Source organism: Streptacidiphilus anmyonensis (assembly GCF_000787855.1).
In the GTDB taxonomy this organism is placed as follows: Bacteria; Actinomycetota; Actinomycetes; order Streptomycetales; family Streptomycetaceae; genus Streptacidiphilus; species Streptacidiphilus anmyonensis.
Map to the genome: position 1 here is coordinate 57,050 of NZ_BBPQ01000036.1, position 23,952 is coordinate 81,001.

Annotated in this window: 22 protein-coding genes; 15 read left to right on the plus strand and 7 right to left on the minus strand. The window is 73.3% G+C overall.

Annotation, left to right across the window (positions count from 1 at the left end; all coding sequences use genetic code 11):
• Nucleotides 1-36: 36 nt before the first annotated feature.
• Nucleotides 37-1,437 carry a chloride channel protein gene (locus TR50_RS26315; protein ID WP_084700999.1) on the plus strand — a complete coding sequence of 467 codons (1,401 nt, stop codon included), beginning with the start codon at nucleotides 37-39 and terminating at the stop codon, nucleotides 1,435-1,437.
• Here the strand turns inward: TR50_RS26315 and disA are convergent.
• The 3 genes from disA to TR50_RS26330 all read right to left on the minus strand — a co-directional run bounded on the left by disA (nucleotide 1,428) and on the right by TR50_RS26330 (nucleotide 5,737).
• Entirely contained in the window at nucleotides 1,428-2,534 is a 1,107-nt protein-coding gene (disA, locus tag TR50_RS26320) for a DNA integrity scanning diadenylate cyclase DisA (RefSeq protein ID WP_042426969.1), read from the minus strand. The two genes, TR50_RS26315 and disA, sit on opposite strands and share 10 nt — an antisense overlap.
• A gap of 211 nt (nucleotides 2,535-2,745) precedes the next feature.
• Nucleotides 2,746-4,290, minus strand: a complete 1,545-nt coding sequence (gene radA, locus TR50_RS26325) for a DNA repair protein RadA (protein ID WP_084701001.1) — start codon at nucleotides 4,288-4,290, stop codon at nucleotides 2,746-2,748.
• Between the two features lie 61 nt (nucleotides 4,291-4,351).
• Entirely contained in the window at nucleotides 4,352-5,737 is a 1,386-nt protein-coding gene (locus TR50_RS26330; RefSeq protein WP_042426973.1) for a hypothetical protein, read from the minus strand.
• Nucleotides 5,738-5,981: 244 nt separating this feature from the next.
• Here TR50_RS26330 and TR50_RS26335 point away from each other — a divergent pair, with 244 nt between their 5' ends.
• A complete protein-coding gene (locus TR50_RS26335; protein WP_042426976.1) occupies nucleotides 5,982-7,637 on the plus strand; it encodes a BACON domain-containing protein in 1,656 nt (551 codons plus the stop codon).
• 43 nt (nucleotides 7,638-7,680) lie between these two features.
• Here the strand turns inward: TR50_RS26335 and TR50_RS26340 are convergent, their stop codons facing one another.
• On the minus strand, nucleotides 7,681-8,511 hold the full coding sequence (locus tag TR50_RS26340; RefSeq protein WP_042426979.1) for a DUF3109 family protein: 831 nt from the start codon (nucleotides 8,509-8,511) through the stop codon (nucleotides 7,681-7,683).
• A 105-nt stretch (nucleotides 8,512-8,616) separates the two neighbouring features.
• Here TR50_RS26340 and TR50_RS26345 point away from each other — a divergent pair, with 105 nt between their 5' ends.
• From TR50_RS26345 to TR50_RS26360, 4 genes are all read left to right on the plus strand, one after another.
• Nucleotides 8,617-9,546 (plus strand): Ppx/GppA family phosphatase, encoded by a 930-nt coding sequence (locus TR50_RS26345; RefSeq protein WP_042426982.1) that lies wholly within the window; start codon nucleotides 8,617-8,619, stop codon nucleotides 9,544-9,546.
• 99 nt (nucleotides 9,547-9,645) lie between these two features.
• On the plus strand, nucleotides 9,646-10,512 hold the full coding sequence (locus TR50_RS26350) for a sugar phosphate isomerase/epimerase family protein (RefSeq protein ID WP_439654245.1): 867 nt from the start codon (nucleotides 9,646-9,648) through the stop codon (nucleotides 10,510-10,512).
• A gap of 39 nt (nucleotides 10,513-10,551) precedes the next feature.
• Nucleotides 10,552-12,402 carry a dihydroxy-acid dehydratase gene (gene ilvD / locus TR50_RS26355; RefSeq protein ID WP_042426989.1) on the plus strand — a complete coding sequence of 617 codons (1,851 nt, stop codon included), beginning with the start codon at nucleotides 10,552-10,554 and terminating at the stop codon, nucleotides 12,400-12,402.
• A 35-nt stretch (nucleotides 12,403-12,437) separates the two neighbouring features.
• Nucleotides 12,438-12,950, plus strand: coding sequence for a hypothetical protein (locus TR50_RS26360; protein ID WP_042426991.1), 513 nt, complete (start codon nucleotides 12,438-12,440; stop codon nucleotides 12,948-12,950).
• Here TR50_RS26360 and TR50_RS26365 read toward each other — a convergent pair whose 3' ends face one another.
• Nucleotides 12,951-14,057, minus strand: a complete 1,107-nt coding sequence (locus tag TR50_RS26365) for an SCO2583/SCO2584 N-terminal domain-containing protein (RefSeq protein WP_042426994.1) — start codon at nucleotides 14,055-14,057, stop codon at nucleotides 12,951-12,953.
• Nucleotides 14,058-14,186: 129 nt separating this feature from the next.
• On the minus strand, nucleotides 14,187-14,642 hold the full coding sequence (locus TR50_RS26370; protein WP_152648648.1) for a hypothetical protein: 456 nt from the start codon (nucleotides 14,640-14,642) through the stop codon (nucleotides 14,187-14,189).
• A gap of 179 nt (nucleotides 14,643-14,821) precedes the next feature.
• On the opposite strand from TR50_RS26370, the gene TR50_RS26375 reads away from it, so the two are divergent.
• From TR50_RS26375 to TR50_RS26385, 3 genes are all read left to right on the plus strand, one after another.
• The gene (locus TR50_RS26375; RefSeq protein ID WP_439654244.1) at nucleotides 14,822-15,751 is read left to right on the plus strand and encodes a proline dehydrogenase family protein; all 930 of its coding nucleotides are present in this window, start codon (nucleotides 14,822-14,824) and stop codon (nucleotides 15,749-15,751) included.
• Nucleotides 15,752-15,836: 85 nt separating this feature from the next.
• Nucleotides 15,837-16,646, plus strand: a complete 810-nt coding sequence (gene proC, locus TR50_RS26380; RefSeq protein WP_042427000.1) for a pyrroline-5-carboxylate reductase — start codon at nucleotides 15,837-15,839, stop codon at nucleotides 16,644-16,646.
• 34 nt (nucleotides 16,647-16,680) lie between these two features.
• Complete coding sequence (locus tag TR50_RS26385) at nucleotides 16,681-17,322, plus strand: HAD family hydrolase (protein ID WP_042427055.1); 642 nt, start codon at nucleotides 16,681-16,683, stop codon at nucleotides 17,320-17,322.
• 103 nt (nucleotides 17,323-17,425) lie between these two features.
• Here the strand turns inward: TR50_RS26385 and TR50_RS42955 are convergent, their stop codons facing one another.
• Nucleotides 17,426-18,979 (minus strand): M23 family metallopeptidase, encoded by a 1,554-nt coding sequence (locus tag TR50_RS42955; RefSeq protein ID WP_152648649.1) that lies wholly within the window; start codon nucleotides 18,977-18,979, stop codon nucleotides 17,426-17,428.
• Nucleotides 18,980-19,144: 165 nt separating this feature from the next.
• Between TR50_RS42955 and TR50_RS26395 the strand changes: the two genes are divergently transcribed.
• From TR50_RS26395 to TR50_RS26415, 6 genes are all read left to right on the plus strand, one after another.
• A complete protein-coding gene (locus TR50_RS26395; RefSeq protein WP_042427003.1) occupies nucleotides 19,145-20,353 on the plus strand; it encodes an MFS transporter in 1,209 nt (402 codons plus the stop codon).
• Nucleotides 20,350-21,510, plus strand: a complete 1,161-nt coding sequence (locus TR50_RS26400; protein WP_042427006.1) for an acetoin utilization protein AcuC — start codon at nucleotides 20,350-20,352, stop codon at nucleotides 21,508-21,510. The genes TR50_RS26395 and TR50_RS26400 overlap by 4 nt, the downstream gene beginning before the upstream one ends.
• On the plus strand, nucleotides 21,507-22,355 hold the full coding sequence (locus tag TR50_RS26405; RefSeq protein WP_042427008.1) for a phosphatase: 849 nt from the start codon (nucleotides 21,507-21,509) through the stop codon (nucleotides 22,353-22,355). The genes TR50_RS26400 and TR50_RS26405 overlap by 4 nt, the downstream gene beginning before the upstream one ends.
• 125 nt (nucleotides 22,356-22,480) lie before the next feature.
• Entirely contained in the window at nucleotides 22,481-22,690 is a 210-nt protein-coding gene (locus TR50_RS26410) for a helix-turn-helix domain-containing protein (protein WP_037602249.1), read from the plus strand.
• A gap of 168 nt (nucleotides 22,691-22,858) precedes the next feature.
• Complete coding sequence (locus tag TR50_RS44630) at nucleotides 22,859-22,957, plus strand: 30S ribosomal protein bS22 (protein ID WP_003948845.1); 99 nt, start codon at nucleotides 22,859-22,861, stop codon at nucleotides 22,955-22,957.
• Nucleotides 22,958-23,077: 120 nt separating this feature from the next.
• The coding region (locus TR50_RS26415; RefSeq protein ID WP_042427011.1) for an NAD-dependent epimerase/dehydratase family protein at nucleotides 23,078-23,952 on the plus strand (875 nt) is incomplete at its 3' end.

Here is a 23,952-nt window from a genome sequence, read left to right on the forward strand (position 1 = left end):
CCGATCGTCCGACGTCGCGCGCCCGAAGCTGGGCCCATGGCGTCGGACCAGGCAGGCAGGGAAGCACCGCCGGCTCCCCAGCAGGAGTCCCCCGGAGCGGTGCAGCTCAAGGCCGTGCTGCTGAGCCCCGGGTACCTGAAGCTGCTGCTGCTCGCCGCCCTGGTCGGCATTCCGGTCTCCCTGGTGGCCTTCGGCTTCGTCGTCCTGGAACACCAGATGCAGCACTGGGTCTGGACGTCGCTCCCCTTCGAGCTCGGCTTCCACCAGCCGCCGTGGTGGTGGCCGCTGCCGACGCTCGCGCTGGCCGGGGTGCTGATCGTGCCCGTGCTCACCCGGATGCCCGGCAAGGGCGGCCATCTGCCGGTGCGGGGTCTGGGCGGGCCGCCGGTGCCGCCGAAGGCGCTGCCCTCGGTCGTCATCGCCGCCCTGGTCGCGCTGCCGCTCGGCGCCTCCCTGGGGCCCGAGGCGCCACTGATGGCGCTCGGCGGTGGTCTGGCGCTGCTCGGCGTGGCCCGGGCCAAGCGCGAGGCGCAGCCGAAGGCCGCGGCGATCGTCGGGACGGCCGGCTCCTCGGCCGCCATCGCGACGATCTTCGGCAACCCGGTGATCGGCTGCGTCATGGTGCTGGAGGCGGCCGGACTGGGCGGTCCCCAGCTGCTGCTGCTCGTGGTGCCGTGTCTGCTGGCGAGCGGCGTCGGCGCGCTGGTGTTCACCGGCTTCGGCCACTGGACCGGGCTCGACATCGGTGCGCTGACCCTGCAGAGCGTGCCCAGGAGCGAGGTCCCGACCGCCCCCGACTACCTCTGGGGGATTCCGCTGGCCGCGCTGATCGCGGTCGTGGTCGTGGCCGTGCAGACACTCGGCTGGACCACCTACGACTTCACCACGCGCCGGACCGGCGCGCACATCATCGCCTGTGCGGTCGGCGTCGGCGTCTGCACCGCGGCCTATGCCCTGCTCACCGGGCGCTCCCCGGAGGAGGCCGCTCTCTCCGGCCAGGAGACGCTCAGTCAACTGGCCGCGAACCCGCAGTCCTGGGGTGTCGCCACACTGGTGCTGCTGGCGCTCTTCAAAGGGCTCGCCTACGGCATCTGTCTCGGCTCACTGCGCGGCGGCCCGATCTTTCCGGCGGTCACGATCGGCGCGGCCCTGGGGATCGCCTGTGCGGGCCTGCCCGGCTTCGGGGCGGCCGCCGGCCTCTCCGTCGGCCTGGCCGCCTCGGGCGCGGCGATCACCGGCCTGCCGGTCACCGCGAGCCTGCTGGCGATCCTGCTGGTGGGAGCGAACGCGCGGGACGCGGCACCGCTGATGCTCGTCGCCGCCGTGGTGAGCTTCGTCGTCGCGACGAAGCTCAGGCCCAAGCCGTCCGAGCAGGCTCCCGGGCCCGTGCAGGGCCCCGCGTCCGCCGGGGCGGACCCGGGGACGGCTCAGACGTAGCGCTCGAGGATGGACGACTCGGCCAGACGGGAGAGCCCCTCGCGGACCGAGCGGGCCCGGGACTCGCCGACGCCCTCGACCGTCTGCAGGTCGTCGATGCTGGCGGCGAGCAGCTTCTGCAGCCCGCCGAAGTGCTCGACCAGGCGCTCGATCACCGTGTTCGGCAGGCGCGGCACCTTGGCCAGCAGACGGTAGCCGCGCGGGCTGACCGCCGAGTCCAGCGCCTCGGGCGTGCCCGGGTAGCCGAGCGCCTTGGCGACCGTCTGGATCTCCAGCAGCTCGGAGTGGGTCAGCGCCTCCAGGTCGGTCAGTACGTCCTGGACGGTGCGGCCGCGCTTGGCGGCACGCTCCGGGAAGTAGTCGCGGGCGACCAGCTCGCGGTCCGGCTCCACGCCCGCGATCAGCTCGTCGAGCTGGAGCGAGAGCAGGCGGCCGTCGGTGCCCAACTCCACCACGTAGCCCGCGATCTCACTGGCGATCAGGCGGACCATCTCCTGTCGCTGCGCCACCGCCGCCACATCACGAACCGTCACCAGGTCCTCGATCTCCAGCGCGGAGAGCGTGCCGGAGACCTCGTCCAGGCGCAGCTTGTAGCGCTCCAGCGTGGCCAGCGCCTGGTTGGCGCGGGAGAGGATGGCGGCCGAGTCCTCGATGACGCGGCGGGCGCCGTTGACGTAGAGGGCGATCAGCCGCATCGACTGGCTGACCGAGACCACCGGGTACCCGGTCTGCTTGTTGACCCGCTCGGCGGTGCGGTGGCGGGTGCCGGTCTCCTCGGTGGGGATGTCCGCGTCCGGGACCAGCTGCACGCCCGCGCGCACGATCTTGGTGATGTCCTTGTCGAGCACCACCGCGCCGTCGAGCTTGCACAGCTCGCGCAGGCGCGTCGCGGAGAACTCGACGTCGAGGACGAAACCACCGGTGCACAGCGCCTCGACCTGCTTGTCGAAGCCCATGACGATCAGGCCGCCCGTTCGGCCGCGCAGCACACGCTCGAGGCCGTCCCGCAGGGCGGTGCCGGGGGCGACTGCGCTGAGGGAAGCCCGGAGCAGGGCCTCCTCGCGGGAGGAACGATCCGCCCGGTCGTTGGCTGCCACGGCGGCGACTCCTCCGGTGGGGTGCGGTGTGCGCGTACGAGTTTACCGGTGACCGCCTGTGAGTGTGCCCCGATATTACGGAGGTCGGGGAATCGGTGTTATTTCGTCACTTCACTCACACAGGTCACAGGGGGCGCTTCGCACACCCACAGCGAAGCCCCGCGAGGGCCCGCGGTACCCGTGGTGCCCGCTCGCGAGGGAATCCACCGGGTCAGTCCGGCTCGATCTCCTCCCAGCCGGCCATCAGCTCGTCCGCGCTGTCGGGAATGTCGAGGTAGTTCGGCACGGCCCGCTGCCGCTCGTCCGTCAGATCGACCCGACCGCGGCGGTTCTCCGCGCCGTCCGTCTCCCGCCCCTGACGCGGAGTGCGCCGCGCGCCGCGCCCCGGACGGCCCGGGATCGCGGCCAGCGCGTCACCGATGGTGGCGACCTCGACCACCCGCATGCCCTTCGGCGCCTTGCCCGGCTCCGGCGGCACCAGCGCGTGGGTGAAGCCGAGCCGCGCGGCCTCCGCCAGCCGCCGCTCCACGCCCGTCACCCGGCGCACCTCGCCCGCGAGACCCACCTCGCCGATGGCCACCATCCCCTGCGGCAGCGGCGTGTCCGCGGCGGAGGAGGCCAGCGCCAGCGCGATCGCCAGATCCGCGGACGGCTCGGAGAGCTTCACCCCGCCGACCGTGGCCGCGTAGATGTCCATCTTGCCGAGCCGGACCCCGCCGTGGCGCTCCAGCATCGCCAGGATCATCGCGATGCGCGGCGAGTCCAGGCCCGAGGTGGCGCGGCGCGGGGAGGGGATCACCGAATCCACCAGCAGCGCCTGCACCTCCGCCACCAGCGGTCGCCGTCCCTCCAGGGTGACGGTCAGGCAGGTGCCGGGGACGGGCTCGGCCCTCTTGGTCAGGAACAGGCCGGACGGATCCGGCAGGCCGACGATGCCTGAGTCGTGCAGCTCGAAGCAGCCGACCTCGTCGGTCGCGCCGTAGCGGTTCTTGACGCCGCGGATCAGCCGCAGCCGCGCGTGCCGGTCGCCCTCGAAGTGCAGCACGACGTCGACGAGATGCTCCAGCAGGCGTGGGCCCGCGATGGCCCCCTCCTTGGTGACGTGGCCTACCAGCAGCGTCGACATGGCCCGCGTCTTGGACTCGCGGATCAGCGCGGCCGCGACCTCCCGGATCTGCGCCGGACCGCCCGGCGCGCCGTCCAGCTCGGCGGAGGCGACGGTCTGCACGGAGTCCAGGATCAGCAGCGACGGCTGCACCTGCTGGATGTGCCCGAGCACGGCCGCGAGATCCGTCTCGGCGGCCAGGTACAGATGCGGGGAGAGCGCGTTGATCCGGTCCGCGCGCAGGCGCACCTGCGAGGCGGACTCCTCCCCGGTGATGTAGAGCGTCCGCTGCTGCGGCCCCGCCGCCTTTGCGGCGACGTCCAGCAGCAGCGTCGACTTGCCGACACCCGGCTCCCCGGCCAGCAGCACCACGGCGCCCGGCACCAGCCCGCCGCCGAGCACCCGGTCCAGCTCGTCGATGTTCGTCGGCCGCGAGACCGCGACCGTCGCGTCCACCTGCCCGATCGGCCGCGCGGGCGAGGACACCGGCCCGGCCGCGGTGGTGCGCACCGACGGCGACCCGCCGACCTCCTCCACCGTGCCCCAGGCGTTGCACTCGGTGCACCGCCCCGTCCACTTGGGGGGCGTGGCACCGCACTCGGTGCACCGGTAGGTGCTGCGTGCCTTCGAGGTACTGGATCGCGCGGCCATGCGGGGAACGCTACAGGGGACCACTGACAGGCAGCGGTCCCCTGCGTCGTGCGGTCGGAGGTCAGTTCACGGTGAACATGTAGTAGTACGGCGCCAGCGCCACGCCGTCCTGCGTGGTCGCGTTGACGGTCAGCATGTACCAGCCGCTCGCCGGCGGGGTCCAGCTGATCTGCGCGGGGTTCGGGCCGTCGGCCTTGACCGTCGTGGCCGGGCCGTCGTTGACGGTGTAGGTGTAACTCGCCACACCCTTCACCTTCGGGGCGAACGTGAAGGTGCCGGCGACGCCCGCGCCGCCGCCCGACCCGTCCTCCGGGTAGACGGTCGACGTCACGGTCGGAGTCGTGTCGGTGTAGCCGTCACTCCACCACTGCTGCTCGCTGATCCAACCGTCGGCGCTCGTGGTGGAGACCTGGAGTACGTCTCCGTACTGCCCGTCCAGCGGCAGGGAGTACTCGGCAGTGCCGTTCGCGTCCGCCTTGACCGTCGCCTTCGACTGCGACGGGGAGCTGAGGTCGGTGATCGTGAAGCTGGTCACCGGGCTCGCCGCCTGCAGACCCGGGTCGGCCGTGAGCTTGAACGAGGCCTGCTTGCCGTACACCGGATTGTTCGAAAGCTTCACGACCTGAGGGGCGTTCGGCTTGATCCAGATCCAGTAGTCGACCGTGGGCGACTGGTTGAGGGCCCGGTCCAGGCTGGCCACGGTGAGCCGGTAGAGGCCGCCGCCGCTCGGGGGGACCAGGTCCACCGTGGCGGAACCGCCGAGACTGCTCGCGCGGACGGCGTAGCGCGGGTCGCTGTACGGGTCCTCCCACGTCGGGATGCCGTGGGCTCCGATCGTGGCCCCCGGGACCGAGAAGTCACCCGACCAGGTGTACTCGTACCCGGCGACGTCGCCGACGCCGTTCGCGCCGAGCGAGAGGTGGATCGGCGCGCCGCTCTGGCTCGGCTGCCACTGCGGGTAGTTCGACGAAGTGACCGTCGGCGCCTGGGTGGGGGCGGTGTCGTCGTCGGTGATGTAGCAGGCCGTCGACCAGTCCGAGGTGGCGCCGTTCTGGTCCACGGTCTGCGCCTGCCAGGCGTAGGTCTGGCCGTCGCCGAAGGCCGAGACGTTGACCGCCGCCTCGTTCCCGGGAACGGCCCAGGTGTCCGCGGCCGTGGTGATCCGGGTCGGGTCCGTGACCGGCCAGACCCGGAACTGCACGGTCAGCCCCGACACGCTGGGGTCGCTGTCGTCCCCGATGCCCTCGAGCGTGATCCCGCCGCGCCCGGCCAGGTAGAGCGGTGCGTTCGGGTCGGTGGAGCAGCTCTGGTACGCGTTGAACAGTTCGGTGGGCGTCGTCGGCGTCCCGGTGGCCGCGTGCGCGGGGCCGGCGGCGAGCAGGGCCAGCGCGAAGGCGGCCGCGCCGGCGAGAGCGGTGCGCAGGCGTCCGCCCGTGGGTCTGTGCATCTGTGTGTCCTCCCCCTTGGGCCCTCTCCGGCATCCGGTCGGATGCCGGGCCGAGGGCGCGAGGGAATGCTAGGAGAGAGAGGGCGCACCGGCAGGTGAATATCCCGGACGGCCATCAAGCCGAGACCGCACGTATACCGACGCCCTCCCGGGGCTGCACGGCCGCCCCTTCCGCCTCACCCGAAAGGGTGGATGGGCGTGGCTTCCCCGGAGGGGGTGGCGCTCCGTCTCTACCGTCGGGGAGGTGGAGACCCTGCAGGACCAACTCGCCGACGCCCTGTTCAGCTACTGCCTGTCGGTGCTGTGCGACCAGGACGCCGCCGTGGCCGCCGTGCGGCAGACGCGGCGGCTCGCCGCGCGCCACCGGCGCCGGCTGCGGCGGCCGGAGTCGGAGCGCGCCTGGCTGTACGCGCTCGCCCGGCACGTCTGCCTGGGGCGGCTGGAGGCACGGGCGGAGGCGGGCGGCACGCGGCCGGTGGCGACGGCCGGTTCGGGGCCGGGCTCGGGGCTGGGCTCGGCCGCGGCGCGCTCCCGGCTGGCACGGCTGGCCTGGCCGGAGGCGGCCGGGACGACGCCCGCCCAGCGCGAGGCGCTGGAGCTGGCGGGCCGGCACTCCCTGGAGAACGAGGAGATCGCCGCCGTGCTCGGGGTCCGGCCAGAGGCGGCCGGTGCGCTGCTGACGCAGGGCGTCTGCGAGGTGGAGCGCACCGCCGCCGCGCTCGCGGTGCTCGCCGCCGACGCCTGCCCGGAGCTGACCAGGCTCGGGCGCGGACGCGGCCCCGTCCTCGGCAGGGCGCTGCGCAACGAGCTGGTCCGGCACCTGGACGACTGCCCCACCTGCCGGGGCACCGCGGAGCGCGGCGCGGCCGAGGGGCCGTGGCCGGGCGCCTTCCGGGCGACGGGGTCGCTGCCGCTGGTGCACCTGCCCCGGGCCGCGCTGCGCACGGCCGGCAGCGAGGCGGAGGACCTGCCCGAGCCGCGCTTCGACCGGCACGGCTTCCCGCTGCACCCGGCCCCGACGCGGACCCGCGATCGGGCGGGCGACCGCGAGCGGGAGCGGACGCGGACGGGGACGGGGGAACGCGAGCAGGTCGCAGTGGTGCGGCAGCGGGCCGTCCTCGGATCGGTCGCGGCGGCGGTCGTCGCGGGCCCGGCGGTGGCGCTCTGGGCGGTGCACGCCGGGGGCGGGCCCAGCAGTCCGGCCGCGCAGGTCACCTCGGTGCGGGTGTCCGACGGCACACCGGGCACGCAGGGCACGCCGGGCCCGTCGACCGGGGCGCCCGGGGGCGCGGGCGACGCGGGCGGCGCCGTCGGAGCTCCGCCTTCCGCCGGTGTCAGCGCGGGCGGCGGCCACCTGGGCGAGAACGTCTCCTTCACCGTCACCTCGCCGGGTCCGTCGGCGAGTTCGGCGTCCGGCGGATCCTCGGGCGCCGGTCCGGGCGGCGGCGCGTCGCCGGGACAGCTCCAGGTGGGCGCGGCGCAGTCCGGCGACCGTACGGTGATCACCTTGACCAACACCGGGGGCAGCGCGCTCCTGTGGACGGCGACCACGGACGCCTCCTGGCTGCGCCTGAGCCGCGACGGCGGCACGCTGGCGCCGGGCGCGCAGTTGACGGTGCTGGTCAGCCTGGACGAGTCGACGGCCCCGGCGGACCCGTGGTCCGCGCGGATCGTCTTCCAGCCCTCGGGCGCGGTGGTGACCTTGTCCGGTCCGGGCACCCGGCGCGGAGTCCCGAGCCCGAGCCCGAGTCAGACGCCGACGTCCGGCCCCACGTCGGCCTCACCGACCCCGACCCCGACACAGACGCCGACCCCGACCCCCACGCCGACCCCGAGCCGCACCGCGACCCCGAGCCCGTCAGCCAGCCCGTCCTCGGCGCCCGTCACGGCCTCGCCCTGAATCTGCAGAAAGGTTCAGCCAGCAGGTTCAGCCGGCAGATCCGTCAGCAGGCCCCGTCAGCGGGGTGCGGGGCCACCGGGCCGGCCGGGCTGTCGAGGCGGCGCTCGCAGTGGCGGACCAGTTCGGCGTAGCCGGCCGGGCCCATCAGCTCGGTGAGCTCGGCCCGGTAGCTGATGTAGACCGGGTCCGCGCCGACATGGGCGTCGGGGCTGCCGGTGCACCACCATTGGAGGTCGTGGCCGCCCGGCCCCCAGCCGCGGCGGTCGTACTCGCCGATGGTGACCTGGAGGTAGCGGGTCTCGTCGGGGCGGTCGATCCAGTCGTAGCCGCGGCGGATCGGCAGTTGCCAGCAGACGTCCGGCTTGGTCTCCAGCGGCTCGCGGCCCTCGGCGAGCGCGAGCGTGTGCAGGGCGCAGCCCTCGCCGCCCGCGAAGCCGGGGCGGTTGAGGAAGATGCACGCGCCGTCGACGCGGCGGGTGCGCTGCTCGCCGTCCTCGTCCGGCTCGCTGATGCCCTTGGGACCGGTGCCCTGCTTGTGGAACTGCCAGGTCTCGGGCGTGAGCCGGGCGGCGTGGCCGAGGACGCGCTCACGGTCGTCGTCGTCGGACCAGTGCGCGCCCAGCGTGCAGCAGCCGTCGCTGGCGCGGCCGGGGCGGATGCCGTGGCAGCCGCGTCCGAAGACGCAGGTCCAGCTTGAGGTGAGCCAGGTCAGGTCGCACCGGAAGACCTGTTCGTTGTCGTCCGGGTCGGCGAACTCCACCCAGGCACGGGGGAAGTCGAGCGGAACCTCGCGCTTGCGCGCGGCCTTGGCCGCCTTCTTCGCGGCCTTCTCGGCCGCCCTGACCTCGGCGGTGCTGCTGATCGTCACGTCCACTGCTGCCACCCATACAGCCTATGACGCCGCGGGACCGCCCCCGCCGACCACCTCGCTGACGCGCCGGGAGATGGGGGCGTTCGGCATCGCGTAGCGTGGTCCCTCATGCGACTAGGCGTTCTCGACGTGGGATCCAACACCGTCCACTTCCTCGTGGTGGACGCGCACCCCGGTGCGGCACCGTTGCCTGCGTACTCGCACAAGATAGAGCTGCGCCTGGCCGAACTCCTCGACGGCGAGGGCGCGATCCGCGAGGACGGCGTGCGCCAGCTGATCGACATGGTCGTCTCCTCGATGCGGGTCGCCGAGGACAAGGGCGTCGAGGAGGTCCTGCCGTTCGCCACCAGCGCGGTCCGCGAGGCCGCGAACGGCGAGGCGGTGCTCCGACGCGTCCAGGAGGAGACGGGCGTGGAACTGCGCGTCCTTTCCGGTGGCGACGAGGCCCGCCTCACCTTCCTCGCCGCCCGTCGCTGGTACGGCTGGTCCAGCGGCCGCCTGCTGCTGCTCGACATCGGCGGCGGCTCGCTGGAGATCGCCTGCGGTCTGGACGAGGAGCCGGACACGGCCGTCTCCCTGCCGCTGGGCGCCGGCCGGCTGACGGCGGGCTGGCTGCCGGGCGACCCGCCGGGCCCCGAGCGGGTTCGCGAGCTGCGCAAGCACGTCCGCGCCGAGATCGCCCGCACCGTGGCGGAGGTCTCCCGCCTCGGGCCGCCGGACCACGTGGTGGGCACCTCCAAGACCTTCAAGCAGCTCGCCCGGATCACGGGCGCGGCCCGCGAGTCGGAGGGTCCGCTGGTGCCCCGCAGACTGCCGCGCGGCGCGCTGGAGGACTGGGTGCCGCGCCTGGCCGCGATGACCACCGAGCAGCGGGTGCTGCTGCCGGGGGTCTCGGCCGGCCGCGCCCGCCAGCTGCTGGCCGGGGCGCTGGTCGCCGAGGCGGCGATGGACCTGTACCGGGTGGACGAGCTGGACATCTGCCCGTGGGCGCTGCGCGAGGGCGTCATCCTGCGGCGGCTGGACCGGATGTCGACCTGAGGCGGCCGCGCACCGGTAGGCAGCCGCGCCGCTGTGGCGGGCGCCACCTCGGGTCCCGGCAAAAGGGTCCCTAAGCTGTAGAGCGTGGCGAAAGAGTGCATTGTCGTGCCGAAAGCCAAAGTCGCGCTGTCGACCGCCTCCGTCTACCCCGAGAACACCGCCGCCGCGTTCGAGATCGCCGGACGGCTCGGGTACGACGGAGTCGAGGTCATGGTCTGGACGGACCCGGTCAGCCAGGACATCGAGGCACTGCGGCGGCTCTCCGACTACCACCAGGTGCCGATCCTGGCCGTGCACGCGCCCTGTCTGCTGATCACGCAGCGCGTGTGGAGCACGGACCCGTGGCAGAAGCTGCAGAAGGCGCGCGCCGCCGCCGAGAAGCTCGGGGCGCAGACCGTCGTGGTCCACCCGCCGTTCCGCTGGCAGCGCCAGTACGCCCGGGACTTCGTCCAGGGGGTCTGGCAGATGGCGAACGAGACGGACGTCCGCTTCGCCGTGGAGAACATGTACCCCTGGCGCTACCGCGACCGCGAGGTCGCCGCCTACGCGCCGGACTGGGACCCGACCGGCGAGGACTACCGCCACTTCACCATCGACCTGTCCCACGTCGCGACCTCCCGCGCCGACGCCCTGGCCATGCTGGACCGGATGGGGGACCGGCTCGGGCACGTCCACCTCGCGGACGGGTCCGGCTCGGCCAAGGACGAGCACCTGATCCCCGGGCGCGGCACGCAGCCCTGCGCGGAGCTGCTGGAGCGGCTGGCCCGGAACGGCTTCGACGGGCACGTGGTGCTGGAGGTCAACACCCGCCGCTCGCCGGGTCCCGTCGAACGCGAGGCCGACCTCGCCGAGGCCCTCGCGTTCACCCGCCTGAATCTGGCGGCCGCCAGCCAGGAGACCGCCCCCTCTGCCGCCCCCTCCGCCGGTGCTCGCATGCCGGACAGCGTGTCCGACAGGCGGTCATAGGGCGTACCCTCGACGGCACGAGCGAAGGAGTTGGTTCACGTGCCGCAGCTGAGGTCCCGCACCGTCACACACGGTCGCAACATGGCGGGCGCGCGCGCTCTCATGCGCGCGTCCGGTGTAGCAGGTGAGGACATCGGCAAGCCGATCGTCGCGGTGGCGAACTCCTTCACCGAGTTCGTGCCCGGCCACACCCACCTGGCCCCGGTCGGCCGGATCGTCTCCGAGGCGATCAAGGCCGCGGGCGCCGTCCCCCGCGAGTTCAACACCATCGCGGTCGACGACGGCATCGCCATGGGCCACGGCGGCATGCTCTACTCGCTGCCCTCGCGCGACCTGATCGCGGACAGCGTCGAGTACATGGTCGAGGCGCACTGTGCCGACGCGCTGATCTGCATCTCGAACTGCGACAAGATCACCCCGGGCATGCTGATGGCCGCGCTGCGGCTCAACATCCCCACCGTCTTCGTCTCGGGCGGCCCCATGGAGGCCGGCCGGGCCGTGCTCGTGGACGGCACCGTCCGCAAGCTGGACCTGATCAACGCCATCGCGGACGCGGTCAACGAGAACGTCTCCGACGAGGACATCCGCCGGATCGAGGAGAACGCCTGCCCGACCTGCGGCTCCTGTTCCGGGATGTTCACCGCCAACTCGATGAACTGCCTGACCGAGGCCATCGGCCTGTCGCTGCCGGGCAACGGCTCCGTGCTGGCCACCCACACCGCCCGCCGCGGCCTGTACGAGGACGCCGGCCGCACGGTCGTGGAGCTGACCCGCCGCTACTACGAGCAGGACGACGCGTCCGTGCTGCCGCGCTCGGTCGCCACCAAGGCGGCGTTCGAGAACGCGATGGCGCTGGACATCGCCATGGGCGGCTCGACCAACACGATCCTGCACCTGCTGGCCGCCGCGCAGGAGGCCGAGGTCGACTTCACCGTCCACGACATCGACCGGCTCTCCCGCCACGTGCCGTGCCTGGCCAAGGTCGCCCCGAACGTCGCGCCGCAGGGCACGTACTACATGGAGGACGTGCACCGCGCCGGCGGCATCCCCGCCATCCTGGGCGAGCTGTACCGCGGCGGCCTGCTGAACGAGGACGTCCACACGGTCCACTCCGCCTCGATCGAGGAGTGGCTGAAGACCTGGGACGTGCGCGGGGGCTCCCCGTCCGACGCGGCCGTCGAGCTGTGGCACGCCGCCCCCGGCGGGCAGCGCTCCGCCACGGCCTTCTCGCAGTCCGAGCGCTGGGAGTCGCTGGACACCGACGCCGCCGGCGGCTGCATCCGCTCCGCCGAGCACGCGTACAGCAAGGACGGCGGCCTGGCCGTGCTGCACGGCAACCTGGCCGAGGACGGCTGCGTCGTGAAGACGGCGGGCGTCGACGAGTCGATCTGGACCTTCGAGGGTCCGGCCGTGGTCTGCGAGTCGCAGGACGAGGCCGTCGAGAAGATCCTGAACAAGCAGGTCAAGGAGGGCGACGTCGTCGTCATCCGCTACGAGGGCCCCAAGGGCGGCCCCGGCATGCAGGAGATGCTCTACCCGACCTCCTTCCTCAAGGGCCGGGGCCTGGGCAAGGCCTGCGCGCTGATCACCGACGGGCGCTTCTCCGGCGGCACCAGCGGCCTCTCCATCGGCCACGTCTCGCCCGAGGCGGCCTCCGGCGGTGTCATCGCGCTGGTCCGCGACGGCGACCGGATCCGCATCGACATCCCGAACCGCGGCGTCGAGCTGCTGGTCGGCGAGGACGAGCTGGCGGCCCGCCGCGCCGAGCTGGGTGGCGTCTACGCGCCGAGGAACCGCGAGCGCAAGGTCTCGGCCGCGCTGCGCGCCTACGCCGCGATGGCCACCAGCGCGGACAAGGGCGCCGTGCGCGACGTCACCAGGCTGGGCTGATCCGGCAGGGGCCACCGCCCCCGCATAATCGAAGAATGCCCGACAGCAACGCCCTCGCCCCCGCCGCCCCCACGTCCGTGGAGGCGGCACCCATCCGCTGGTTCGGAACCACCTGGGTGGACCGGGGTCCCGACTACTGGCTGCGCCGCGTCGCCGTCGGCGTGGGCGCGCTGGTCGCGGCCGCGGCGGGGGCGTTCGTCATGCAGCTGGCCGTGCAGGGCGTCGTCGTCGCCAACACCGGCGCGTTCGTGGAGATCCTGCTCGTGCTGGCCATCGCGGTGTGCAGCTGCGTGGCGGCGCTGCGCACCTGGAGCGTGCTCACCCGGGGCAAGGACTCGCTGACCGGCTGGATGGCCGACGAGAAGTCCCTCGGCGTGATGCTGGCCGTCGGCTTCGTCGGCTCGCTCGTCTCCTACTTCCTGCGCAGCCTCGTCGAGGCCCCGGGCGAGAGCGTGCAGCGCTCCCGCTACGAGCTCGCCGTCGCCGCAGCCGCCCGCCGCAAGGCCGGCGCGGGGCGGCCGGCCAAGGCGGCGAAGCGGAGGCGCTGATCAGTTACGGCTGTCGAGGGAGCAGGCGGCCTTGCTGTCGGGCACCGTGGACAGGTCGTACGGGTCCATCGGCTTGCCGCTCGGGGCCGCCGTGGCGGAGCTGCTCGGGTCGGCGCTGCTCTGGAAGTAGGGCACCAGGTACCCGCTGGTGAAGCCGCACAGCTGGTCGCCCGTGTACCCGTCGACGTTCTCGATCCAGACCGTTCCCGCCGGCAGCGCCTGGTAGCGGTTGGGGTCGTAGAACCGGAAGGTCAGGATCCTGCGGGCGATCGTCCGTTCCACCTCGTCCGAACCGAGCGGGTGCGAGGCGTAGACGAAGTCGAAGTCCGTCCTGATGCGCAGACCGTTGTCGCCGTCGCCGGCGAGGGAGACCTCGCCCTGGACCCGCACGTCGCCGACCGGGACGGCGACCTTGGGGTCGAAGCGGCTGGCGAGCATGATCGCGTCCGCCTTGGGGGTCGGATGGTCGACCATCTTGCGCATCCAGGACGCGCTGTCGGGGGCCAGCAGGTCCAGCGCCGCCTGCGGGTAGGCGCCCGCGATCGTCTTCGGGTCCAGGTAGGCGGCCGTCAGAAAGCCCTTGACCAGTTGCTCGTCCTTGGCCACGGTCCGGGCCGAGAAGATGCCGACCGGCTTGGCCGTCGGCAGGGCGATGCCGGCCGCGCCCGAGGGCCACTTGTCGGCGGGAGAGCCCGCGAACGGGTGCTGGAGATCCGGGGACTGGTCGGCGAACGGGGTCGGCGGAGCCGCCGTGGGGCTCGCGGTGAGCGGTGGCGCGGCGGGCTTCGTCGCAGCGGGTTCCGTCGCGGCGGCGCCCGGAGCCTTGCTGAAGGCCCAGTCGTGGATCTTCCCGGCGTTCATGCTGGCCATGACCAGGCCGGCGGCGAGCACGACGAACAGCGGCAGCTGCCAGCGCCGACGGCGGCGGGGCTTCAGCGGGACGACCGGTGCCCGCCAGGAGGTGTCCTTCGGTGGGTTCTTCCTCCACCGGGAGGCGAGCATCCGAGAACGCGCGGACGCCTCCTTGTGCTCGGCGGCTTTGACGAAGCCCTCGTCGAGCACAAGGTTCTCGAACGGGTCGTCCTGGTGATCGTCGATCTTCGGCACCGCGCCAGTCTGACCAGCGCGTAAACACAGGCACAGGAGTGATCGAGTAAGAACTCGGCAAGAGGGCGCGTGTCACGCGCCCTTCTGCCCAGGTCGCCCCCTATGTCCGACGCGTACGTCCGTCGCGCGTCAGCTCCCGGAGCGCTTGCGCGCCCCCGCGACGCTGCTGACCACGCCGACGACCGCGTACAGCACCGCGGCGTGCCACAGGCCCGTCCATATGCTCGCGAAGAGGCCGCTGGAGCTCAGGAAGAACTGCGTGATGGTGTTCGTGACCGCGAGCGCTGCTGCGGGCGCGCCCGCTGCCTGCCAGGGGTGCTCCTGCGCCCACCGGCGCAGGCGGCGGTCCCCGCCCTTCTTCTGGAGCGCCGCACCGGCGCCGCCGACCAGGAAGAAGAGGAACAGACCGATGCTGGCCGGGCCCGCCAGGATGCCCAGCGACCAGTGCAGGGTGATCAGGTCGATGCCGACGGCCGCCCCGGCACCCACCAGACCGACGACCCCCGCCGTGCGCCACGGCCCGTGCGAGGCCGAGGCCACGGCCATCGTGCCGGACTCGCGCGGGCTGATCTCACTACGACTCATGCTTCCAAGGTGCGCCTGTGTCGCCGCAGAAGCCATAGGGGACGTCCCTGAGTTTGCCCCTAGTCCACCCCTCATCCCCGCGTAGGAGCGCGTAGGAGCCCGACCGTCCCGGCGGACGACCGCCGGACACCGCTGCCTCCTCCGCCCGCCCGCGGCCACCGGGCCCCTAAGCTGACGCCATGCTGACCCGACGCCTCCTCCTCGCCGCCGCCGACAGCCCGAGGGCCCGGCAGGCCGTGCTGGCCGCGCCGGGAGGGCGGGCCGTGGTGGCCAGGTTCGTGGCCGGGGAGACGCGGGCCGACGCCGTCGTGGCGACGGACAGCCTGGTGGCGCGCGGCCTCGGCGTCACCCTCGACCACCTCGGCGAGGACACCCGTGACGCCGCGCGGGCCGAGGCCGTCGCCGACGAGTACGTCGGCCTGCTCGCCGCGCTGGACCGGGCGGGGCTGGCCCGGCGCGCGGAGGTGTCGGTCAAGCTGTCCGCGCTCGGCTCCGGCCTCGGCGCCGACGGCCCCGCGCTCGCCCGCGGGCACCTGCGCGCGATCTGCCGCGCCGCCGACGCGGCCGCCACCACCGTCACCGTCGACATGGAGGACCACGCCGCGACCGAGGCCACCCTCGCCGCCGTGGCCGAGCTGCGCAACGACCACCCCGCTCTCGGCGTCGTGCTCCAGTCCTACCTGCGCCGTACCGAGTCCGACTGCCGCGCCCTGCTCGGGGCCGGGTCCCGGGTCCGCCTGGTCAAGGGGGCCTACGCGGAGCCCGGGTCCGTCGCCTACCGCGACCGCGCCGACGTCGACCGCTCCTACGTGCGCTGCCTGCGGCTGCTGATGGAGGGTCAGGGCTATCCCATGGTCGCCACCCACGACCAGCGCCTGATCGAGATCGCCGGCGCTCTCGCCGTCCGGGCCGGGCGGCCCCAGGACAGCTACGAGTTCCAGATGCTCTACGGCATCCGCACCGACGAGCAGCGGCGTCTCGCCGAGGCGGGGGAGACCGTCCGCGTCTACGTCCCCTACGGCGCGGACTGGTACGCCTACTTCATGCGCCGCCTCGCCGAGCGCCCCGCCAACCTGGGCTTCTTCGCCCGCTCCCTGGCCGGACACTGACCCCGGCGGGCGGCCTCCGCCCTGGACCTGCCCGGGTTTCGGACACTCCCCGCGCCACGCGCGTGCCCGGTGCCACACTGGGCCCATGACGCAACGAGTCGCCGTCCTCGGCACCGGGAAGATCGGCGAGGCACTGGTCTCCGGCCTGCTGCGGGCCGGGAAGTCCCCCGCCGACGTGCTGGTCACCGCCCGCCGCCCCGAGCGGGCCGAGGAGCTGCGCACCCGCTACGGCGTCGAGGTCGTCGGCAACGAGGACGCCGTCAAGGCCGCGGACACGGTGATCCTCACCGTGAAGCCGCAGGACATGGGCGCGCTCCTGGACGAGCTCGCGCCCGCGCTTCCCGCCGACCGGCTCGTGATCTCCGGCGCCGCCGGCATCCCCACCGCCTGGTTCGAGGAGCGCCTGACGCTCGGCACCCCCGTGGTCCGCGTCATGACCAACACCCCCGTCCTCGTCGACGAGGCGATGAGCGTCATCTCGGCCGGCTCCCACGCCACCGAGGCGCACCTGCTGCGCACCGAGGAGATCTTCCGCCAGGTCGGCAAGACGCTGCGCGTCCCGGAGTCCCAGCAGGACGCGGCCACCGCGCTCTCCGGCTCCGGCCCCGCCTACTTCTTCTACCTCGTCGAGGCGATGACCGACGCCGGCCTCCTGCTGGGCCTGCCCCGCACGGTCGCCCACGACCTGATCGTGCAGGCCGCGGTCGGCGCGTCGGTCATGCTGCGGGACTCCGGCGAGCACCCGGTCAAGCTCCGCGAGGCGGTCACCTCCCCGGCCGGGACGACGATCGCGGCCATCCGCGAACTGGAGAACCACGGTGTCCGCGCCGCCCTGCTGGCCGCGCTGGAGGCCGCCCGCGACCGCTCCCAGGAGCTGGCCTCCGGGGGCAAGTAGGCCCGCGCGCGGGCCAAGTAGGGTTGACCGGGTGCTGCGATACGACCTGGTGATCTTCGACAACGACGGCGTCCTGGTGGACAGCGAGCCGCTCTCCAACCGCCTCCTGGCGGACTATCTCACCGAGCTCGGCTTTCCCACCACCATCGAGGACTCGTACCGCGACTTCATGGGCGCCGCGGCGCACACGGTCCACGACGTCATAGCCGAGCGCTACGACGGCGCCCGCCTGCCCGCGACCTTCGACGACGACTTCCACGGCCGCGTGTTCGCCTCGTTCCGCGAGCGGCTGACGGCCGTCGCGGGCGCGGCGGAGCTGCTGGAGTTCGTCGCGGACCGCGTTCCCTACTGCGTCGCCTCCTCCGCCCACCACTCGTGGATCCGCACGGCCCACGAGGTCACCGGGCTCGGCCCGTTCTTCACGGACACGCAGCTGTTCAGCGCGCAGGACGTGGGCCGCGGCAAGCCCGCGCCCGACCTCTTCCTGCACGCCGCCGAGCGGATGGGCGTGGCGCCGGAGCGGTGCGTCGTCATCGAGGACAGCCCCCTGGGCGTCGCGGCGGCCCGCGCGGCCGGCATGGACGTCTACGGCTACGCGGCCCTCACACCGCGGGAACGGCTGGCGGACGCGACGGGGATCATCGACGACCTGGGCCTGCTGCCCGCCCTGCTGTAGTCGCCGCGCTCAGCCGGCCCCAGCCCCACAGCCAGCTCCACAGCCGGCTCCACCGGCAGCCCGACAGCCGGCTCCACAGGCGGCCCGACAGCCGGCTTCTCGGTCAGTCCCCGACCGCGAGTCGCCTCCCGCGGTGCAGGTCCCCCCGGACCTCCGTCAGGCGGAACGGCAGCCCCAACCCCACGCTGCTCTCCGCCCGCATCCGCAGGGCCGGCTCCGGCCCTGCCGCGCTGTTGCCGACCGAGCCGAGCGGGGTCCCGACGGCGACGTGCTGGCCGCGCCGGACCTGGACGGAGTCCTCCCGCAGGCCGCTCAGGACCACGACGCCGCGGTCGGTGCCGATGCGGACGTGGTTGCCGTCCGGGTGGCTCGTGCGGGAGGCCAGCGGCGGGTGGTCGGGCAGGCCGTCGACGGCCGCCAGCACCACGCCGTCGACGGGGCTGACGACCGGGTGGCCGAACACCGCGTACCGCTCGTTCGTCGCGGGGGCCAGCCCGAGCGCGCGGCGTCCGCGCCACTGCGGGCCCTCGCCGAGCTGCACCAGATCGGCCGCGTAGCGGGAGGCCCGGTCGCCGCCGGGGGAGAGCGACGCCTCGGCGTGGCGGTTGACGGCCGGGCCTCCGGCCTCCGTGCAGACGAAGACGCCGCCGCGCAGCGGGGAGCGCAGTTGGAGGGGGTGCGCGGTCGGCGCGCCGGGGACCGGACGGGACCGCTGCCACGTCCACGCGGCGAGTCCGGCCACGCCGACGAACAGACCGGTCTCGGGCAGGCCGGGCGCGCCCCAGCCGAGGCCCGCGCCGAGGACGTGGCCGAAGGCCAGCACCGAGACCACCGCCGGGGCGAGCGGCAGCGAGCGGAACCACGGCGGCAGCGCCCACGTCGGCGCGGTGCGCAGCACGTACCAGGCGAAGGCCGGCGTCTGCGCCAGGATCAGCAGCCAGCCCGTCGCGCCGCCGGCCAGCCAGGGGAACGTCAGTTCCGCTGCCGTGGCGGCCGCGTAGGCGAGCACGGTGCGCTGCAGCCGCGTCACGGCAGCGGGTTTGGGGCCGGCCGTGGGCACGGGCACGGGCACGGGCGCGCGCACGGGCGCCACGGGCGGCGGCGCTACGGGCGCCGGGGCCGTGGGCGGCTCCGGAGGCGGGTCCAGCGCCACGCTCGCGGGCTCCGGCCCGGCCGCGCCTCTGCCCGCGTCCGCGCCTCTGCCCGCGTCGTCCGCCACCGCCGCTGGAACCGCCGCCCCCGTCACCGTCCCGGTCACCGTCCCCGTCTCGACCGTGCCGCGCGGGACCGGGACGGTGGCGGTCCGGGCCGCGAGGCGCGCGGTCAGGGCGGCGGGGCCGGTGACGAAGGAGGCCAGTCGGTCGGCCTCGTCCAGGCGAGCCCAGACCAGCTCCGCGCCGGTGGCGAAGACCAGCAGGTGCAGGTCCTTCTGCCGTCGTACGCTCCGCAGCTCGCCGTGGCGCTCGCGCAGGGCGTCGACGGCCTCCTGAAGCCGGTGCACCGGCACCCGCTCCAGCAGCCGCTCTCCGATCAGCGTCGGCTCCACCTCCGCCGCGCCGAACAGTGCGACGAGCGTCTGCGCGACCGGGTCCGTCGCCCCTGGGGCGCGACCGGCCGACCGGACGGAACGGAGACGGAGACGCGTTGGCATTCCCATGCGCTCCACCGTAGGGAACGAGGGCCGTTCTGCCCGGGAACGACGTGCTTCGGCACGGGTTGCCTTCCGGGATCAGATGTCGGACGGGGGTTCCGCTGCCGCCCGTGAGTCCGTACGCTCGCGCCAACCTGTTCGGATACCGGCCGGTAGGGTAGGGACCCCCGCATGACCACAGCAGCCCTCGAGATCACGCCGAGACTTCGGCAGGCGCGCAGCTCCCTGCTGTTCAGCTACGTCGCCCAGGGCGCCGTCTTCGCGCTGTTGGTGACCCGCATTCCGGGCATCCAGACCCAGTACGGGATCAGCGACGGGATGCTGCCGGTGTTCCTCGCCGCCGTGCCGATCCTGGCCGGCGTCGGCTCCATCTCGATGGAGCATCTGGTGAAGAGGACCTCGCCGCGCGCCGTGCTGCGCGTGGTGCAGCCACTGGTCTGCCTCACGCTGCTCGGCGTCGGACTCGGCGACCGGATGTGGGAGGCAGCCGTCGCGCTCGCCGCCTTCGGCCTCGCCGTCGGCGGCCTGGACGCCAGTCAGGCCATGTCCGCCGTCGCGCTCCAGCACCGCTACGGGCGCAGCATCATGCAGACCTTCTACGCCGCGTTCAGCCTCGGCGGCATCATCGGCGCCTCCTTGGCCTGGGCGCAGGTGCACTTCAAGCTGAGCCTGCTGTCCATGTTCGGCACCGTCGGCCTCGTCGTGGCGGCCTCCGTGCTGGTGGCCGGGCGCTGGTACGCGGGCCCGGCGGAGCTCGGCCGGGCCGTCGAGGAGGCCACGGAGGCCGCGAACCGCTCCATCCCGTGGAAGCCGCTGCTGCCGCTCTGCCTGGCCATGTGCGTCGCCTACATCGGTGACGCCACGGTCTCCAACTGGGCCGCCAAGTACCTCCAGGAGGGCCTGCACAGCTCCGACCAGATGACCACCGTCCCCTACAACGCGTACATGGTGGTCATGCTGATCGGCCGTCTGCTCGGCGACGCGCGCGTGCAGAGCTGGGGCAGCGTGCGGACCGTCCGGTTGGGCGCGGCGGTCTGCGCCGCCGGCTTCCTGCTGGTGGCGCTCTCGCCGAGCTCCTGGATCGCGGTCGCCGCCTTCGCGGTCGTCGGCCTCGGCATCTCCGTGATCGTCCCGCAGGTCTTCGCCGCGGGCGGGCGGCTCTTCCCCAAGGACTCGGACGCGGCCGTGGCCCGGCTCAACATCTTCAACTACGCCGGCTTCCTGGTCGGCGCGCCGCTGGTCGGCGGTCTCGCCGGGGCGATGGGCTACCGCGTCGCCATGCTGGTGCCCATGGTGCTGATCCTGTCGGTCTTCGCCGTCAGCAAGGCGTTCGGGCCGAGCGTCGTCGAGGAGCCGCAGGCCGATACCGTGGCGGTATGACCGTCACGCGGCTGTACTGGGACGACGCCCTCACGACGTACGACTTCGGGCCGGGCCATCCGATGGACCCGGTCCGGCTCCGGCTGACGATGGAGCTGGTGCGGGCCTTCGGCCTGGACGCGCTCCCCGAGGTCCGCGTGCTCGCGGCGCCGGCCGCGGGGGAGTCGACCCTGCGGCTGGTGCACGACCCCGGCTACATCACCGCGGTCGAGGCGGTCGCCGCGACGGGTGTCCCCAATCCGGCGCGCGGCCTCGGCACCGAGGACAACCCCGCGTTCGCGGCCATCCACGCCGCCTCCGCGCTGATCGCCGGGCAGTCCGTCGCCGGGGCGGAGGCGGTCTGGGCCGAGGGCGGGCACGCCGTCAACTTCGCGGGCGGCCTGCACCACGCGATGCCCGGCCAGGCGTCCGGTTTCTGCGTCTACAACGACGCCGCGCTGGCCATCGCCCGCCTGCTGGAGCTCGGAGCGGAGCGCGTCGTCTACATCGACGTCGACGTCCACCACGGCGACGGGGTGGAGAGAGTCTTCTGGGACGATCCGCGGGTGCTCACGATCTCCCTGCACGAGCACCCCCGCACCCTCTTCCCGCAGACCGGCTGGCCCGAGGAGACGGGTGGCGCGGCCGGCTCCGCGGTCAACGTCGCCCTCCCGGCGGGCACCGGCGACGCCGGCTGGCTGCGCGCCTTCCACGCGATCGTCCCGCCGCTGGTGGCGGCGTTCGACCCGCAGGTGATCGTCTCCCAGCACGGCGCCGACACCCACGTCGAGGACCCGCTGGCGCATCTCGCGATCAGCCTGGACGCGCAGCGCGCCGTCATGTCGTCCGTCCGCGACCTCGCCGCGGCGCACACCGGGGACCGGTGGCTGGCCCTCGGGGGCGGCGGCTACGCCGTGGTCGACGTCGTCCCGCGCTCCTGGTCCCACCTCGTCGCGCTGTCCGCCGGACACCCGATCGCGCCGGAGACGGAGACCCCCGAGGCGTGGCGGGCCATGGTCCGCGCCCTCACCCGCACCACCGCCCCGCAGCGGATGACCGACGGCTCCACGGCCACCTGGAAGGACTTCGAGTCCGGCTACGACCCGGCCGACCGGGTGGACCAGGCGATCATCGCCACCCGCAAGGCGGTCTTCCCCCACCACGGACTGCTGTTGTGACGGCCCCCGTCTCCCGCGACGAGCTCGTCTCCCACCTGGTCGCCACCCGGCTCGCGGGCGACGTCGCCACCTCCCGTGAGGGGAACCTCCGCAACTACGCCAGGTTCGCGCGGCGGGATCCGGACGTCCTGCTCGGCCTGGACCCGCTCGGCGACCGGACCGAGGCGGAGCTCCTCGCCCTCATGGCGCGCCGGTGCGGGGTGAGCCCCGATCCGTTCCACCGGCACGGCCAGGACACCATCGACCCCGAGCTCACCGCCGACGCCCTGGAACGGCTCGCCGCCGTCCTCGGCGAGACCGCCGCCGGACGCGTCGGCGTGCTGCTCGGGACGGGGCACCCCGGCCCCCTGCAACCGATGTACGCCGCCTTCGGCCGCGCGCTGCGCGCCGCCGGATGCGCGACGCGCACGCCCGCGCGTGGGCAGCGCTTCTCGATGCATTCGGGTGAGGGCACGCGCCGGTGCGGCCTTGACTACCGCGAGCGGGTGGGCGTGCTGGTGGTGTATGAAGGGGGCGCGTCAAGCAACGGACGGGAAGGCTCCCTCGCCCCCGGCGAGCCGGTCCACACGCACTCGCCGCAGCCCGTCCGCATCGCCCTCGCGGCCCTCGCCGAGCGCTCCGAACCGGCCCCCGACCTGGTCCTGGGCGACCACGGGTGGGTGTGCGCGGCCGGACGGCTGGGTCTGCGCGCGGCCGGCTTCGCGGACAGCAACGACCCGGCGGTCTTCGTCGCGGCGGAGGAGGGGCAGGTCGAGGTGGCCGTCCCGATCGACGACGGACTGTATCCGGACTGCTACAGACTGCCGACCGCCTACGTACTGCAACTGGCCGATCTGTCTCGGTAATCCCGAGGCCCTTCTCCCCCTTCCCACCCGTACCACCCGCAACTACTCTGGGGATACGCGTGTGCTGGCTTAAGTCACCGGAGGGGAAGCCGGTGCCCGTCACACGGAGAAGGTGCGGTGTTGTCATGGCGTCTGGAGAGCGGCCTCTGAACGAGGTCAACTTCCTCACCGTGGCGGAAGTCGCCTCGGTGATGCGAGTGTCGAAGATGACCGTGTACCGCCTGGTGCACAGCAGCGAACTGCCGGCCATCCGGGTCGGGCGGTCGTTCCGGGTGCCCGAGCAGGCGGTGCACGACTACCTCCGCGACTCCTACGTGGGACGGGAGACCGCGTAGGAGACCGACAGCACGATCTGGTGAGAAATCCGGCCCGGCACCCCGCGCTCGTCGCGGGCGCCGGGCCGAATTACGTTTCGCGGGCAGACTTCGGTAGTCTGTTGGCCTCCATCAACGTTTGGACCCGGTTGCCCGCACTCGCGGGTTAGTCCAGTGAGTGAGGTTCCCATGGGTTCCGTCATCAAGAAGCGCCGCAAGCGTATGGCCAAGAAGAAGCACCGCAAGCTTCTCAAGCGCACGCGCGTTCAGCGTCGTAACAAGAAGTAACACCACTCGGCCACGCCGAAGGTGTTCTGCCGCCCGCACCGACGTTACTGTCTGGTGCGGGCGGCTTTCGTATGTCCGGCTGTCGTTGGTCCGAGTGCAGCGGAGAGGGGCTGAGGCGTCGTGGGGAACGTCGTTCTCGTCACCGGGGTGGGTCGTCATCTGGGCAGTCGCTTCGCGCGGGTGATCAGAGACCAGCCCGGTGTCGACCACGTCGTCGGCGTCGACGTGCAGCCCCCCTCCCGGCCGATCGAGGGGGCCGCGCCGTACAGCTTCGTCAGCGCCGACATCCGCAGGCCCGTCGTGGCCCGGGTGATAGCCGAGCACGGCGTCACCACCGTGGTCCACCTCAACGTCAGCACCACCACCCTGGGCTCCACCAGCCGCGGCGCGGTCAAGGAGACCAACGTCATCGGCACCATGCAGCTGCTCGCCGCGGTGCAGAAGGCCCCCAGCGTCTCCCGGCTCGTGGTGAAGTCCACGACCAGCGTCTACGGCTCCGCCCCGCGCGACCCCGCCGTCTTCCACGAGCGCATGCAGCCCAAGCTGCTGCCGACCGGCGGCTTCGCCAAGGACGCGGTGGAGGTCGAGGGCTACGTCCGCGGCTTCTCCAGGCGGCGTCCCGACGTCGCGGTCGGCGTGCTGCGCTTCGCCAACATCCTCGGCCCGGACGCCGACACCCCGCTGAACGAGTACTTCGCGCTGCCCGTCCTGCCGACCGTCCTCGGCTTCGACCCGCGGCTGCAGTTCGTCCACGAGGACGACGCCGTCGAGGTGCTGCGGCTGGCCGCGCTGGAGCCGCGGCGCGGCACCACCAACAGCGGCACCTTCAACGTGGCCGGCGACGGCGTCATGCTGCTCTCCCAGGCCGCGCGGCGCCTCGGCAAGCCGACGGTCCCGATGCTGCTCCAGGCCGTCAGCTTCATGGCGGGCCTGGCCCGCCAGACACGGATGCTGGACTTTTCCCCCCACGCAGCTGCGGCTGCTGTCCACGGCCG

What these genes read in the sequence shown, in the direction of transcription:
- TR50_RS26315 (WP_084700999.1), top strand. Translation starts at nt 37, where the DNA reads ATGGCGTCGGACCAGGCAGGCAGGGAAGCACCGCCGGCTCCCCAGCAG.
- radA (WP_084701001.1), bottom strand. Translation starts at nt 4,290, where the DNA reads ATGGCCGCGCGATCCAGTACCTCGAAGGCACGCAGCACCTACCGGTGC.
- TR50_RS26330 (WP_042426973.1), bottom strand. Translation starts at nt 5,737, where the DNA reads ATGCACAGACCCACGGGCGGACGCCTGCGCACCGCTCTCGCCGGCGCG.
- TR50_RS26345 (WP_042426982.1), top strand. Translation starts at nt 8,617, where the DNA reads ATGCGACTAGGCGTTCTCGACGTGGGATCCAACACCGTCCACTTCCTC.
- TR50_RS26360 (WP_042426991.1), top strand. Translation starts at nt 12,438, where the DNA reads ATGCCCGACAGCAACGCCCTCGCCCCCGCCGCCCCCACGTCCGTGGAG.
- TR50_RS26370 (WP_152648648.1), bottom strand. Translation starts at nt 14,642, where the DNA reads ATGAGTCGTAGTGAGATCAGCCCGCGCGAGTCCGGCACGATGGCCGTG.
- TR50_RS26375 (WP_439654244.1), top strand. Translation starts at nt 14,822, where the DNA reads ATGCTGACCCGACGCCTCCTCCTCGCCGCCGCCGACAGCCCGAGGGCC.
- proC (WP_042427000.1), top strand. Translation starts at nt 15,837, where the DNA reads ATGACGCAACGAGTCGCCGTCCTCGGCACCGGGAAGATCGGCGAGGCA.
- TR50_RS42955 (WP_152648649.1), bottom strand. Translation starts at nt 18,979, where the DNA reads ATGGGAATGCCAACGCGTCTCCGTCTCCGTTCCGTCCGGTCGGCCGGT.
- TR50_RS26395 (WP_042427003.1), top strand. Translation starts at nt 19,145, where the DNA reads ATGACCACAGCAGCCCTCGAGATCACGCCGAGACTTCGGCAGGCGCGC.
- TR50_RS26400 (WP_042427006.1), top strand. Translation starts at nt 20,350, where the DNA reads ATGACCGTCACGCGGCTGTACTGGGACGACGCCCTCACGACGTACGAC.
- TR50_RS26410 (WP_037602249.1), top strand. Translation starts at nt 22,481, where the DNA reads ATGGCGTCTGGAGAGCGGCCTCTGAACGAGGTCAACTTCCTCACCGTG.
- TR50_RS44630 (WP_003948845.1), top strand. Translation starts at nt 22,859, where the DNA reads ATGGGTTCCGTCATCAAGAAGCGCCGCAAGCGTATGGCCAAGAAGAAG.